12 protein-coding genes are annotated in these 13,736 nt (G+C 37.1%); 3 read left to right on the top strand and 9 right to left on the bottom strand.

What is annotated here, in order from left to right:
• Positions 1-61: 61 nt before the first annotated feature.
• Together htpG and RRY75_RS05875 are read left to right on the top strand one after the other, a co-directional pair.
• A complete protein-coding gene (gene htpG / locus RRY75_RS05880; protein ID WP_332493988.1) occupies positions 62-1,924 on the top strand; it encodes a molecular chaperone HtpG in 1,863 nt (620 codons plus the stop codon).
• Positions 1,925-1,950: 26 nt separating this feature from the next.
• Positions 1,951-2,202, top strand: a complete 252-nt coding sequence (locus tag RRY75_RS05875; RefSeq protein ID WP_332493987.1) for a DUF3783 domain-containing protein — start codon at positions 1,951-1,953, stop codon at positions 2,200-2,202.
• A 141-nt stretch (positions 2,203-2,343) separates the two neighbouring features.
• On the opposite strand, the gene RRY75_RS05870 is transcribed toward RRY75_RS05875, so the two are convergent.
• The 9 genes from RRY75_RS05870 to RRY75_RS05830 form a co-directional block, all read right to left on the bottom strand.
• Positions 2,344-2,958 carry a hypothetical protein gene (locus RRY75_RS05870; protein WP_332493986.1) on the bottom strand — a complete coding sequence of 205 codons (615 nt, stop codon included), beginning with the start codon at positions 2,956-2,958 and terminating at the stop codon, positions 2,344-2,346.
• Between the two features lie 17 nt (positions 2,959-2,975).
• The gene (gene addA, locus RRY75_RS05865; RefSeq protein WP_332493985.1) at positions 2,976-6,866 is read right to left on the bottom strand and encodes a helicase-exonuclease AddAB subunit AddA; all 3,891 of its coding nucleotides are present in this window, start codon (positions 6,864-6,866) and stop codon (positions 2,976-2,978) included.
• The gene (locus tag RRY75_RS05860) at positions 6,832-10,248 is read right to left on the bottom strand and encodes a PD-(D/E)XK nuclease family protein (RefSeq protein ID WP_332527368.1); all 3,417 of its coding nucleotides are present in this window, start codon (positions 10,246-10,248) and stop codon (positions 6,832-6,834) included. Before RRY75_RS05860 ends, addA begins: the two co-directional genes overlap by 35 nt.
• Before the next feature lie 90 nt (positions 10,249-10,338).
• Positions 10,339-10,752 (bottom strand): hypothetical protein, encoded by a 414-nt coding sequence (locus RRY75_RS05855; RefSeq protein WP_332493983.1) that lies wholly within the window; start codon positions 10,750-10,752, stop codon positions 10,339-10,341.
• 148 nt (positions 10,753-10,900) lie between these two features.
• Positions 10,901-11,062: a hypothetical protein gene (locus tag RRY75_RS05850; protein WP_332527367.1), complete on the bottom strand. Its 162-nt coding sequence runs from the start codon at positions 11,060-11,062 to the stop codon at positions 10,901-10,903.
• Between the two features lie 90 nt (positions 11,063-11,152).
• Positions 11,153-11,881: an HAD family hydrolase gene (locus RRY75_RS05845; protein WP_332527366.1), complete on the bottom strand. Its 729-nt coding sequence runs from the start codon at positions 11,879-11,881 to the stop codon at positions 11,153-11,155.
• 78 nt (positions 11,882-11,959) lie between these two features.
• Positions 11,960-12,142 carry a hypothetical protein gene (locus RRY75_RS05840; RefSeq protein WP_332527365.1) on the bottom strand — a complete coding sequence of 61 codons (183 nt, stop codon included), beginning with the start codon at positions 12,140-12,142 and terminating at the stop codon, positions 11,960-11,962.
• A 226-nt stretch (positions 12,143-12,368) separates the two neighbouring features.
• Positions 12,369-12,518 carry a YvrJ family protein gene (locus RRY75_RS05835; protein WP_332527364.1) on the bottom strand — a complete coding sequence of 50 codons (150 nt, stop codon included), beginning with the start codon at positions 12,516-12,518 and terminating at the stop codon, positions 12,369-12,371.
• Positions 12,519-12,521: 3 nt separating this feature from the next.
• Positions 12,522-12,752, bottom strand: a complete 231-nt coding sequence (locus tag RRY75_RS05830; RefSeq protein WP_332527363.1) for a DUF2922 family protein — start codon at positions 12,750-12,752, stop codon at positions 12,522-12,524.
• Positions 12,753-12,908: 156 nt separating this feature from the next.
• Here RRY75_RS05830 and RRY75_RS05825 point away from each other — a divergent pair.
• Positions 12,909-13,736, top strand: an 828-nt coding sequence (locus tag RRY75_RS05825; protein WP_332715935.1) for a transposase, incomplete at its 3' end; no start/stop codon positions are given.

Raw genomic sequence — 13,736 nt, 5'->3', positions numbered from 1 at the left:
TAGATATGTTTAAGGAATTATATAATTACTCAACCAAATTTATCTTTAGGAGGTTTTATTTATGTCTAAGCAAGGAAACTTATCTATCCATAGCGAGAATATCTTCCCTATTATTAAAAAATGGCTTTATTCAGATCACGATATTTTTGTGCGTGAAATAATCTCCAACGCCTGTGATGCTATTTTAAAGTTCAAAAAGCTTTGTGATATGGGCGAAATAAAAGACACGCTTAATGTGCCTTTTGAAGTAAAAGTCATCGTTGATGAAAAAGCAGGTACTATTACAGTATCTGATAATGGTATTGGGATGACAGAAGAGGAAGTTGAAAAGTATATTACACAAATTGCTTTTTCTGGTGCTGAAGACTTTCTCAACAAATACCAAGATAAAATGGACAAAGATCAAATCATCGGTCACTTTGGTCTAGGTTTCTACTCAAGCTTTATGATTGCCGACACTGTAGATATTGATACATGTTCTTATACGGGTAGCAAAGCTGTTCACTGGACTTGTGATGGTGGTACAACCTATGATTTAACACAAGGCACACGTTTGGCACGTGGTACAGATATTATTTTACATGTAAATGAAGAAAGTAAAGATTTCCTCAACTATCACACCCTTTCTTCTACCATTGAAAAGTATTGTAACTTCATGCCTGTACCTATCTATGTGATTGATGCAAACAAAGAAGAAGAACCTACAAAAGAAGGTGAGACACCAGAAGTTGTAGAACCAAAACCAGTGAACGATCCTGTTCCACTTTACACCAAAAAGCCTTCTGAATGTACTGATGAAGCGTATAAAGCTTTCTATAGCAAAACCTTTATGGACTATAACGAACCACTCTTCTGGATTCATTTAGATATGGACTATCCATTTAACTTAAAAGGTATTTTATACTTCCCAAAACTGCATAATGAATATGAAATGGTAGAAGGTAAAATTAAACTTTATAATAATCAAGTCTTTGTTGCAGATAATATTAAAGAGGTCATTCCTGAGTTCCTACTTCTTCTTAAAGGGATTATTGACTGTCCAGATATTCCACTTAACGTATCTCGTAGCTTCCTTCAAAATGATGGCTTCGTTAAGAAAATTTCTGACTATATCACGAAAAAAGTGGCAGACAAACTGATCTCTCTTTACAAAAAAGAAATTGAGCACTATGAATCATGTTGGGATTCTATCTCTCCATTCATCAAATACGGCTGCTTAAGAGAAGAAAAATTTGCTGATAAAATGAATGACTACATTCTCTACAAAACAACAGAAGATACCTATATCACACTGAAAGATTATCTTGAAAAAGTTAAGGATACTAACGAGAACAAAGTCTTCTATGTATCAGACAAAGAAAAACAATCACAATATGTAAGTATGTTTAAAGAAAATGGTCTCTCAGCTGTTTACTTGAATCATCCTATCGATTCTTCTTTCATCTCTCATGCAGAAATGAAAAATAAAGATGTTCATTTTATGCGTATTGATGCAGATATCTCTTCTGCCCTTAAACAAGATGGTGTAGCTATTGATACTGCTCAAGAAGAAAAACTTGGCAAGCTCTTTGGCGATATCTTAAACCAAGATAAACTTAAAGTAAAACTTGAAAGTCTTAAAAGTACTTCTGTACCTTCTATGCTTCTTATCTCAGAGGAAAGCCGTCGTATGCAAGAAATGATGAAACTCTATGGTATGGATACAGCAAACTTACCAGCAAATGAGGCAACTCTAGTGCTTAATGAAAACCATCCACTCATCACCACACTTGCCCAAAAGGACTTAGATGCACATACCCAAGACTTAGTATGTCATCACCTCTATGACCTAGCACTTATTTCTAATCAAACTTTAAGCGCTGAAGCTATGCAAGCATTCTTACAACGTAACAACGAACTCTTAATGACACTTTTAAACAAATAATTTAAAAATAAGGTGGTGGATTTGACTTGTTAGAAGATAATCCTTTGCAAGCTACTGCATCTATTGACATCCCTATGAATAAGACAATCGTATTCAATCATGTCCCTTCTAATAGAACAAATGCTTTTATTGAAGGTCTAAAAAAATTCCGTCTTCCAAGACCACTTATGGCTACAGTTACTGATACTTCTATCCATTGGACTTTTGAAGTACTTATTCAAAATCTAGCAGCCGAACGTCATGCTTTAAAAAATAATACAATGACCACACACGCATAACCTCCTATGATTTGTAAATACTAACTGTATATTTCAAACTTCAAAGTGAGCATTTACAATGAAAAATTCATAACAAAGAGGGGATTACACTTATTTTACCGAGTGTAATCCCCTCTTTGTTCTAGCTCTACGCCTTTGCCCTTAAGATATGATAAATTCTTCTGCATAAGGTAGTGTTTTTACCCATCTGCAGAAAGTATGCCATTCTTCTAACTTATGACTTTTACGTGCTGTATACATATTACGAATGTTCTCATAGGTCATAGAGCATGTACGCATTTGGTTGTAACTTGATGGTAACAGTTGAATCATGCTATACCAATCAGTCTTATCTTTTGTCTCATTGAAATCTACACGAAGTGTCTCTAATTGTTGCACAATCACATCCAATGTAGCAAGTGTTGCTGGATTCATATGATCTATACTGAAATCTTCTCTTTCAAAAGCTTTACTATGAATTTTGTGCATAGTACTTGTAGAATTAGCTGTTGTACCTACTTTGTAAGTGTCGTACTCCTTCCACCAGTAAAGGGGTGCTGTAATGTCTACAGAAACAAAGATTTGACGTAAGAACTTACGGTGGTCGCTCCCTGCTCTACAAAGTCTTTTACCAAGGTCTAAATCGTTTTCTCCAAGGATGTAGTGACCTGTCTCATCATACTCACTATCCATTCTATGCCAGCTATTCATAGGGTTTCTTGCACCTCTTATAGCATTTTCAATATTCATTACATCAGTACGTTCTAGTCTAATCATCTTTATTCTCCCTCGTATTAATTTAAAGTTACCCATCTATCAATATGATAGAGGTACAAACACTTCTCTTTGATTGGCAGACCAGTAATCTGGCTTAAGGCTCTTGCATACAGCTCTAACTGTACACTATAACGCCCTTTAATACGTTCAATGCCTTCTTGAAGTGCTTTCTCATCAATGTAATCTGTTTTATAGTCAATGATAACAATTCCATCTTCTTCAATGAAGCACGTATCCACTACCCCTTGAAGTAAAATTTCTTCTTCTGGATTGTAGTGTTCTTCTACCTCATTGGCAGGCAATAAGTATACAAAGGCTTTTTCTTTCCATATATGACGGCTTTCCTCCATGCGACGAAGCATGTCTGAGTGTGCCATATGCTCTAATTGGGCTAAGTCTACTAGGCTAACTGCCTCTTCATGAAGCTTGCCTGTCTCTACTAAGCGTGTAAGCTCTGCCCTAATTGAGTCTGCTGTTTTACATTGAATCAAATCTAGCTGTTCAAACACACTATGGATGAGCGTTCCCCTTACAGTTGCTTGCATCTTAGCCTCTTGCTGCATAAACTTTGGAATAGGCTTTTCTTCAAACATCTCTTGGATCTGGTTTAGATGTTGGGTACTTAGTATATCAGACTCATTGTCTGCTTGTATACTATTTTCTGTGTTCCCCCCATGCTCTATGAGATGTGCTTGGCTTGATTTTTCTAACACTGAAGTATGTTCAACATCTTCTTGGTACTGGTCTATCATCGCTTGCTTCTTAAGATCAGACACCGTCACCTTAACAGGCATAGTTGTAGCAAGTTCATGAGAATATACATAGTTTAAATAGCTATATAACGTTTCTTTATGCTCTGTATAGGCTTCCTCTACATTCCAATGTTCAAGTAGCGCCTCTCTTTGCTCTACTTTCTCCTCTACGGTTTGATAATCACTTAAAAGGCTGTCCTTAGAGCAGGTCGAAAGTTTCCATCTCCCACTTCCTTCAAACAAATAAGGGGCATCTATTCCCGTTGCCACTCTGAAATCCTCAAACTCTGAGTGCGCAAATAAGCTCATACCAATCCAATTCAAGTAACTTGGAGACTTTCTAAGCCCAAGTGGCAAGATTCCTTCCTCATTTCGAATGGCAAAAGGACTCCATTTTTCAATCTCTTTTTGCAAGTCTTTTACTGTCCCTGTAATAAATAGTTTTTCTTTGGCTCTTGTAAGTGCCACATAAAGTACACGCATTTCTTCTGATATATTTTCGGAAAGAATGCGTCGCTTGATGGCTTCAAACGGAAGTGTTTCATATAAAATATTGGTATCGCGGTCTGTATACTTAGGTCCGAGCCCCAATTCATGATGCATCAACACATTTTTCATAATATCTAAGTTATTGAATGCCTTGTTGGTGTTACATACAAACACAATAGGAAACTCTAACCCCTTACTTTTATGAATGGTCATAATCTGAACAAGATTTTCACTTTCACCTACAAGCTTAGCTTCTCCTATTTTTGCCCCTGAGTTTTTCAACTTCTCCATGTATTGTAAGAAAGCAAAAAGCCCTACACCACTGTTGGCTTCGAAGTCTTCTGCATATTTTTTGAGCAGTTTTAAGTTGGCTTTTTTCTTAGCTCCTGCTGGTAACATCCCTACATATCCGTAGTAGCCTGTTTCAACAAATAGCCTTGCCATCAGTTCTTCTAATGGCATGAGTGCTGCTTCTTGTCTATAGTGAGCTAATAACTTCATAAACTCTTGTAAAGTCACAGAAGCTTTTCCAAGTTCTAGGTAACGGCACAATACTGTATATAAATCTATTTCCTCGTCCAGCTTACGCACTTGCAATATTTCATCAAAGTCTAATCCTACCATTGGTGAGCGTAGTACCGTAAGGAGTGGAATGTCTTGTCTAGGATTATCAAGAATCTGCAAAAGACTCAGCATAATACGCACTTCCATCGCCTCAAAAAAGTTGCTACTTACATCTGCGTAGGCATCTATCCCCTCTCGTAAGAGTGCCTCTTCAAAAAGGTTCGCCTTATCTTGTACTGACCGCAAGAGGATGACTATATCCCTTGGCTCTACTTTACGATAGGCTCCAATCTCCTTATCATAAACCACCTTAGGATTGGCTTCTCCTCTTAAAAGTGCACCAATCTGCTTTGCTACCATCAATGCTTCTACTTCGATATTTTTAAGGTCTGCTGGCGATTCTTCACCTGTGCCTTCTTCTGACTCTTCTTCACCTCTTGCACTATCTTGGGTCTCTACTAGACAAACTTCTACTTGGTCTGCCACCTGCTCTCTATAAGCTTCATAGTCTCCCTCTTCATAATGATTCCCTACTTTAAGTTCAGCATCATCATCATAGCAAAGCTCCCCCACCCGTCTACTCATAATTTGCTTAAATAAGTCATTTGTTCCTTGTAAGATATTTGCACGGCTTCTAAAGTTTTGAGAAAGGTCAATACAAATTTCAGTATGTGCCCCATCTTCTTGGTATTTATCAAAACGCTCATACTTATCTGCAAAGATAAGAGGATTGGCTAATCTAAAACGATAAATACTTTGCTTCATATCCCCAACCATGAAGCGGGTTGGTCCCTCCTCTTTAGCAAGGGCTATGGCACCTAGCAAGGTCTCTTGTACTGCATTACTATCTTGATATTCATCAATGTAGATTTCTTCATAGAAGTCAGCAAGTTCCCTTGCAACTTCTGTATAAGCTAATTTTTTGCTCCCCTTTTCATCTTTACCATGGGTCACAAAGAGTTTGAGTGCAAGATGCTCTAAGTCATTGTAGTCCACAAGTCCCTTATCTCTTTTTGCCTCACTAAATCTAGCATCAAAGTTTTTCACCCACTTCACAAGGGTCTTCATTAACTCCCCTGCTTTGTAAGTTTTGCTATTTAGATAAGGGTCTGCTAGAAGTTTAGTCACTGTTTGAGCCTTTTTGACGATATCCTTAGCTAGTTCTCTGTACCCTTTTACACGGTCTTTGAGTATATCACTACAGTCTTGCTTCTTCCCTGAAAGCCTAGAAAAGTTAATCCCCTCGATACAGCCAATCAGCTCTTCCACATGTTCTATAGGCACTTCTAAAAGATGCTCAATCTGTTCTAAATCTTTGACTAGAGCTTCTTCATAAGCTGCTGGACCATCTGGCTTACGCGTAAGCTTTAAGGCCTCTGCGTAAACTTGCCTTAAATCCTTAAAGTCTGCCATGAGTTCTTGTATGAGTTCTTGTTCCCACGCAGATGCTCCCATTACTTCGTGGGTTTCACATAGCTTCTGGCTCATCTCATCTAACCACGCGTTGGGGAAGATGGTGCTTTTTGAGAAGGTATATAAATCTAATATTAAGTTCATTAGAGGTTCTAGACCTCTAATACTTCCATAAGTCTCTGCAAGTTCTAAGAAATCCTCATTGTCCTCTTCTTCAAAGGCCTCTTCTAACATTTCTTCTAAAAGGTCTAGTTTCATAACTTGTAATTCTGACTCATTACCCACTTTGATATTAGGGTCAATCTCTAAATAAGTGAAATAGTTCTTAATCACCTTCAAGCAGAAAGAATGGATAGTAGAGATTGAAGCCTTTGGTAAAAGGGCTAATTGCTTTTCAAGATAAGCTACCTTTTCCATCTCTTGTTCGCCATCATCTTCTTGTTGAAGATACTCTATTGCCTTACTCATCTTGTCTGCAATACGCTCCTTCATCTCATGGGCTGCTGCACTTGTAAAGGTTACGATAAGGAATCTATCAATATCTATCCCTGTTTCTTCCTCATTGCCCATAATCCTTTTAAATACACGTTCTGTAAGTACCGCTGTCTTTCCTGAACCTGCTGCTGCAGAAACTAAAATAGTAGCACCACGTTTATCAATGGCTGCTTGTTGCATCGGTGTCCATGCCATCTGTCACCCCTCCTTTACTAAGTTTTTCCCAAATCTCTTTATTCCCTAATGTTTCAAGCTGGTCATACTGATTATCTTTTGTACTTGCATCAAATTGACAAATCGTATGGTATTTACAGAATGCACAAGCATCCTTTTCTTTTAATTTACAAGGTCTCGCACTAATCTTTCCAGCCAGCATATCTCGGCCTAAGTTGCGTATGAGCTCATGCATATAGCCCATCAATGCTTGGAACTGCCCCTCACTTGCCACTTGGGATGTACTTCCAAGTGTTCCATCCTTTTTCTTCTTAGCAGGTACAATCTCTCCTTTTATACCCTCCTCCAACTTTTCTAGAATATCTATATTGTTGGTGCTAAGACCTGATAGCTTATATTGTTTCAACTGTCTTGTAAGTGCTTCGCTAAGAGCCATACCTGTTTCGTATTTGATGGTACGTGTATCAATGTGGAAGTAGAACATCCCTGCAGCCTTATTCTTCTCATTTAGACGTAAATAGGCATCTAAATAAAGTAGTAGCTGAAGCTGAAGTCCATGATAAAGTTCAAGTAGACTAAAGTTTTTGTTCCCAGACTTATAGTCTAATACTTTGATATAGCGTGCATCCTCATCTTTCATATACACATCTACACGGTCAATTTGTCCTTTTAAATACAATGTATGCGCATCATCTAAGATGATTTCTATAGGTGGCATCTCCTCGCTTCCAAAGCTCACTTCGTAAGCTTCTGGTACAAACTCACCTGCTTTAAGTTGATAGGTTAAGGCACCTATTGCACGCTTAGTCATCTTTTGTGCTTTCTTTAGTGTATAGGCAAATCGCCCATCTTGTTTTGCATTTTGACTAAGTTTGACCGCACTATAACGCAGTGCTTCTTCTATACACGTATCTTGTTGTTCCTCCGTCGCCGCTGTCCAAGTTGTATTCTGCTTCTTAAGCTCTTTGGGATAGCGCTCTAGTGTCTCATGGAAAAGTGTCCCAAGATCAGCTGCATTCCATTGGAGCACTTTACGTTCTGATGCTTTAAGCCCATAGCGAATAAAATAGCAACATGGACAATTACGATAAAGCTCAAGCTGTGAAATATTGGTCACAAGTCCTTCACTATATAAGAGCTTTGCATTTTCTTCTGTTAACTGGTCTTGCTGGTTGCTATAGGCCATATAAGAAGTTAAATGCTTAAACTTATCTTGCCACTGACTAGAAGTCATAAACCAACTCACTGCATCTTGCCATGGCCCCTCTTCACCCTGCCCATCTAAATACCTTCTCATTTCCCAACCTATATACCCAAGTGCTGGGCGTGGAAGTTGTAGAGGGTCTAGTATATCTTTTGAACCTTCTTCCATACCAAATAGTTTCTTCAACTTATAAAATACAATAGAAGGGCGAAGTACCTTTCCTGTTTCCTCTGCCTGAATAGTACTTACATATAATCTTTCTCTCGCACGCGTAAAGGCGTAGTACACCAAAAACTGGCCTAAGTACAGCGGATTGTGCACCATAACATCATAAAGTCTAGAGCGCTTTTCATCTCCTGTTTCACACAGTTGCATCAAGGTGAGCTTGTCCATATCAGAAAAGAGTGGCATCCCCTCATCCACCTTAGGAATCACACCTTCATTTACCCCTAGAACAAAGAGTGCTTTTACTTGTGGAATACGACTTCTATCAATATTTCCTACAATGATTTGATCTTTTGAAGGGGGAATAATACCTACTTCTATATAGCTAAAACTTGTCTTTAAAATATTTTTGTAAGCTTTTAAAGCTACTTTTTCATCCCCAAGTAGGTTCACTAAACGCTCTAAGGTATCCACAACTTGTCCCCATATCTGGGTATTTTCTAACTCCAGTGCTCGCTCACCTTGTACTTTATAGTAGCTCATACGCTTTTGTATGGTCTCATACGCCTGAATATCTTCTAAGAATTGATATACAGCTTTGCTCGCTTCACTAATTCTCATCTTCCCACTTGTATCTTTAACCTGCTTCAAGGCTTCCTCAAGGCTTACAAGTGGTGCCATCACCTGCTCTTTAATCCTCTTGATATATGCTAAGTCTATTCCTTTACTTTCTCTTTCCCAATCGGCTTGCCATTTTTTCTTATTTTGTATCCCCTGTTCAAGCATATAATTTTCTAGAATATCTATATCTTCACGACTGATCGCAAGCATATTGAAACGGAGGAAGGTCATCATGCTCTTATAACTCCAATTCGTGATTAGTACTTCTAGTACTCCATCAATGATTGCTACAAGGCTATTGGTGTGGATACTCTTCTTATCATCTATAAATACCGGAATCCCATACTCTTTAAGGGTACTCATAATAGTCGATTTATACTGCACCATATCGCCTACAAGAATGGCCATATCACGATATCTATAACTCTTATCACGGACTAACTTAACGATTTCTCTAGCTACTTGTACAACCTCATCATCTTTTGAGGCATAAGTTGTAAGTCTAATAGCATCTTGTGTAGGTGCGTAAGGCTTAGCATAAGACTTTAAATAGTTTTCATTTAAATAAGCTAGGGCATCTGCAGCTACATTTTCATTTTTTAAAGCATAGGTCTTAGTCTCCACATTCCCAGCTTCACAGCGTTTCACCAACCCTTGATAGTTCTTAATACTATCGTAAAAAGGATTGTTAGGATATACATACTCACCTTTATCATACTGACGGTCTATAGGCAGCGTAATGATGACCTTTTGTACTTTGTGCATGAGCTCTTCAATAATTTTCAATTGGGTAGCAGTAAAACCATAAAATCCATCAATCCATACCACTGCATCCTCTAAATACTGACTCTTAGAAATAGACCCTGCCAAACGCTCCATTGTCTTTTCCACCGTTACAAATCGCTCTTTGATAAAGCTATGGAACCATTCATTAATAGCTATGATATCTTGCATCTTGCACTTAAAGACATCACTACTTTTATCTTCTCCTGTTAAAGCTTCTAGCATAGATTTGTCTACTTCATTTTGTTCAAAGATGGTGATTAGGCGATTCATCCCATCTACAAATCCTTCACTGCTATAACTGGTTTTATAATACGCTAACTCCTTCTTATGCTGTTCAAGTAACTTCTTAAGAATCATTACACGTTCTAAGTCATCAATAAGCGGTTCCTTGATTCCACCTACTTCTTTCAACACCTTCTTCGCTAAGTTCTTAAAACTCATGACTTCTGTACGTAAAAGTCCAGGACTTAGCAACTTTGCCAGCTCAATTTGTACTTGTAAGTTAAACTGCTCTGGCACAAGCATAATCAGATTGTGATATGCCTCATCTTTTAAAGCTTCTTGAATTGCATCGTAGCATACTGTGGTCTTTCCGCTCTTTGCTACCCCTAATATAAACTCTACCATGTGCTTCCTCCTTCTGCATTTTTCTTCTATTATATCAACTCTTCCAAGCTTGGTCACAAGTTTCTTGGTAATAAAAAAACCTAGCAGTTATTAAACAGCTAGGTTCATGTACTCATTTCTTAATTTTTCAATGTCATCACGGTCAATATATGGATAAGCGCTTTCTTCTCCATCTAGAGTGATGAGTGCTTCATCTAAATAAGGTAAGCTTTGAGCTGGGTTATGTGTGAGGGTATAACTTAACTGGGCAAGGCTTACAAAATATTTCACTTTTTCTTCTAAATAGTCTTCGTAACTTGCAAAAAGATGTCTGTCAAAACGTACTGCACTTGTCTCATATAAGTGACGTAAAATCTCATAAGCTTCTTGTACACATCCTGCATCTTCAAGCTTATGTGCTACACAAAGTTTAGTAAAATAATGTTCTTCATTTTTTAAAATCCCCGCTTCAAGCTCTATCCCTTTTTCTTGTAAATTTTTTTTGTAAAATTCTAATGTTTTCATTCTATTCCCCTTACTTTTCTTATTAAAGTTGTTTCATTTTGCCATAATAAACACCTTCTGTCAAGTTAAATTAACTTAACATACAAAAATCAGAACATATATATAATAAAACTCCCCTTATACTCAGTAAGAGGAGTTTTATTATACTTTAGGGATTATTGGTCGTACTGTTAAAGTTAGATCCATTTGCATTGCCATTTCCCACACCTTTAACGATGATTTTATTGCGTCTTGTTAAACAGATTATGCTCACCATTGCTAAAACAGCATACCAAAACCATTTTTCTTCGTAAAACTTCTTCTGTGTCATAGTACTCCCCCTTTTCATCTAGCCATTATATGATTTAATACTTATTATTATAAGGAGTTTATTTTATTTTTTCAAACGCTTTAGACTTACTTATATAATATCTAAATGCTCTAGTGGCATACGATAAGTAACATCTTTTCTTTCTACAATAATAGTAATTTTTTGCTTCAGTGCTTCATCCTCTAAAATTTGACTAAGAAGCTCCTTAGTTGGATTAATGGCAAAAGGTTTTCCTACCATTTTAAGCATGGTTAAGTCTCCTGCTGTATCTCCGTAGGCAAAGCTTGCCTCTAAGTCAATATCATACTTCTCCACCATTTCCAAGATAGATTTACGCTTACTTACAGCATCCCACATAGGTACAATTTCACCACTATAAGTGCCTTGTTCATTGACCTGATAAATGGTACCACGATAGTCATCCATATCATACTTACCAGACATTTCCTTCACCAATTCAATAGGTGAACCGGATATAGCAATGACCTTATCCCCTTTTTGCTTATGTTCTTTAATGCGCTCTCTTGAAAAAGTATAGACACGGTCGCCTTTTTGCTCAATCACCTTTTGGGCAATGTATGCGATATGGTAAGGTGTTGTTCCTTTTACAGCTTCTGTATAGACATCGACCATTTTTAATAGGTAAGTGTCGTAATCACCCTGTCTTTTGTCCCAACTTAAGAAAGCTGGTCTTACATCACTATGCCATTTACTTGCATCAATGAGTTCATATTTAATCATCTTCTTGAAGACCTCTGTAATAAGCCCTTCTCTATAAATCGTTCCATCTATATCAAAAAATGCTGCAACGTTTCCCATGTCCTACCTCCTTTTAAATAATTAGAACTAGTATAGAGAAAGGCTTACATCTTGTCAAGCTACTTCTAGGCGCATTTCTCATGCTTCCATTGTACTTGGCACTTCCCTATTTACTTGTACGATTTGTCCAGTCTGTTCTACATTGTACGAGCCTATACTGACGTCATTTTGATTCTTATTCATCAAGATATACCCTGCTAACAATGCAATCAGAATGAGTAAGGAAATCATAAAAACAACGATACTTCTATTTCTTTTCATTTCATCATCTCACTTTCTTATGTTTTGGATCATCTAGATTGTCTATTCTTTTATTAATTTCCCTTATATAAGGAAAAATTATTTATGTTTCTTTTACTCTTCAAGGGTATCTACCTCCCTAAAAAATGGTAAGAATCCTCTTCTATAAATATATTATCCTTTCTCCCTTTTTAGACCATAAAAATGCCCTCACATCCATCTTGTAGATGGTATGAAGGCATTTTTCTTAATCTTGATTTCTTTTTTCTAGTACTTTACTCAATTGGTAGATTGTACTAGAAAGGGTTTCTATCTTATTCTCAATCCGAATGAGTAAATACATGGAAAGGATAATAGGAAAGCCAAAATTACCAATTTGGCTCAAAAGCTCTTCCATCTCTTAGGCCTCTTCGAAGTCCACGGCTGCTACTTGCTGAATCACAAATTTAGCCTCGATAATCTTATCTGCCTGTACCACCTCACCAATAGCATTGGTGGCTAAGGCATCTGTCATGGCCTTTTTAATTGCCACACCTGATAGGACCTCTTTTGGATTGGTAATCGTAATGTTTTCCTCACTTTTAGCTGCTGTTCCAAAGGTTAAGACTAAGCTTCTTTTCACTTGTTGCATATGTTGTTGCCTCCTTGTTTAAGTAGTTTACTATAAACGTGCAAATTCAGTTCCAATAAATTACCAATAGAATTTTGGGCAAAATAAAAAACATCTATGCTATCCCCTGTTATAATTAAGTCGACTAAAACCAATAATCACAAGGAGATTACATAAATGTTTAATGAACTAATTATAAACGATTCTTTAGATATAATCAAATTCCTAAATAAGTTAAATCTGGACTTATTCTTTTCTAAACCACAGTTCAGACATCTAATAGCATTTCTTTTAGCTATGGTACTCAAGGGTTTCAACGGAAAAATATCTGATGTAAATGAATTCTATACCGAGAAACATCGCACAACAATTTCCAGATTTATTAATAAGAGTTCTTGGAACGAATCCCTTCTTCTTGAAGAAATGAAGAGGTATGCTATCAAGCGTATTTGGCAACGTTCCATTGATACTGGTCAGCCTATTTACATTATTATTGACGATACTGTTAATGAAAAGACTGTGCCCTCGTCAAAGGCACAACGTAAAATACAAGGCTGTTCTTTCCATAACTCACATTTAAAAAGGAAAACGGTATACGGACATCAGTTTGTAACAGTTATGCTCCGCTGCGAAAAGCTTGTTTTACCCTATGATATTATCCTGTATCAAAAAGATGAAATGAGTAAAATAGAACTTGCTCAAAACACACTTAAGGAATTCCCTAAGCCTGCTAATAAAGGCTATGTTTTAGCAGACAGTTGGTATAGCTGCGAAGCTGTATTTAATGCTTCACAGTCCATAGGGTTCCAGTACATTGGTGCATTAAAATCCAACCGTAAAATCTTCCCTAGAGGCTATAAAAAAGATGGTATAAAGATTAGTGACTTTATCAAAACGCTCAAACAACATGAGCTAGACGTAGTGACAGTCGGCGGTAAGACCTACTATACATATACCTATCTTGGTAAAATTAATGGCTTTAAAAGAGTCAAGATTATTATGAGT

The organism is Niameybacter sp. (assembly GCF_036655075.1).
Lineage (GTDB): Bacteria > Bacillota > Clostridia > Lachnospirales > Cellulosilyticaceae > Holtiella.
Note: the sequence above shows the minus strand (reverse complement) of the source record. Positions and strands in the feature narration are given on the sequence as shown.

Coding starts and splice junctions, on each gene's coding strand:
- htpG (WP_332493988.1), top strand. CDS start 62: ATGTCTAAGCAAGGAAACTTATCTATCCATAGCGAGAATATCTTCCCT.
- RRY75_RS05870 (WP_332493986.1), bottom strand. CDS start 2,958: ATGATTAGACTAGAACGTACTGATGTAATGAATATTGAAAATGCTATA.
- addA (WP_332493985.1), bottom strand. CDS start 6,866: ATGGCATGGACACCGATGCAACAAGCAGCCATTGATAAACGTGGTGCT.
- RRY75_RS05860 (WP_332527368.1), bottom strand. CDS start 10,248: ATGGTAGAGTTTATATTAGGGGTAGCAAAGAGCGGAAAGACCACAGTA.
- RRY75_RS05855 (WP_332493983.1), bottom strand. CDS start 10,752: ATGAAAACATTAGAATTTTACAAAAAAAATTTACAAGAAAAAGGGATA.
- RRY75_RS05850 (WP_332527367.1), bottom strand. CDS start 11,062: ATGACACAGAAGAAGTTTTACGAAGAAAAATGGTTTTGGTATGCTGTT.
- RRY75_RS05845 (WP_332527366.1), bottom strand. CDS start 11,881: ATGGGAAACGTTGCAGCATTTTTTGATATAGATGGAACGATTTATAGA.
- RRY75_RS05840 (WP_332527365.1), bottom strand. CDS start 12,142: ATGAAAAGAAATAGAAGTATCGTTGTTTTTATGATTTCCTTACTCATT.
- RRY75_RS05835 (WP_332527364.1), bottom strand. CDS start 12,518: ATGGAAGAGCTTTTGAGCCAAATTGGTAATTTTGGCTTTCCTATTATC.
- RRY75_RS05830 (WP_332527363.1), bottom strand. CDS start 12,752: ATGCAACAAGTGAAAAGAAGCTTAGTCTTAACCTTTGGAACAGCAGCT.